The 503-nt window shown below is 42.9% G+C and carries 1 rRNA gene; it reads right to left on the bottom strand.

Annotation, left to right across the window (positions count from 1 at the left end):
* Window positions 1-423: 423 nt before the first annotated feature.
* A 16S ribosomal RNA gene (locus C400_RS0125895) occupies window positions 424-503 on the bottom strand; the annotation flags it as partial.

The raw sequence follows: 503 nt of genomic DNA, 5'->3' as shown, positions 1-503 counted from the left end.
CATCCTCCGTGTGCTCTTTGTAGCTTAACCTAGTATTTACATCGTAAATACGATTTGCTTTGAATTTCGGTTCAACACTCACGTGTGAATGAAATTCAAGGCAGCTACCTTTATTTCACTTGTTTACACAAGATCAGCTTAAAGGAATATTCTAAAACGCAATTTCGTTTCGGTATCCAGTTTTCAAGGTGCAATTCGCTTCATCGAAGCGAAACCCGATGAATATTTCGGTTCCACACGATGTGTGAATGAAACATTCGTCGAAGTTTGAGAGTTTGAACTCTCAAAACTGAGCAACGAGTGAGTAAGTCCAGGATATCCATTTCATTCACACGAATGTGATGAACCGAATTGAATATCCGGTCGCAGGTACGTGTACCTGCTGATTTGAATGTTTCCGTTGCAGGAAACGATTCTCCATAGAAAGGAGGTGATCCAGCCGCACCTTCCGATACGGCTACCTTGTTACGACTTCACCCCAATCATCTACCCCACCTTCGGCG

The sequence above is a fragment of the Paenibacillus sp. ICGEB2008 genome (assembly GCF_000307675.1).
In the GTDB taxonomy this organism is placed as follows: Bacteria; Bacillota; Bacilli; order Paenibacillales; family Paenibacillaceae; genus Paenibacillus; species Paenibacillus polymyxa.
Note: the sequence above shows the minus strand (reverse complement) of the source record. Positions and strands in the feature narration are given on the sequence as shown.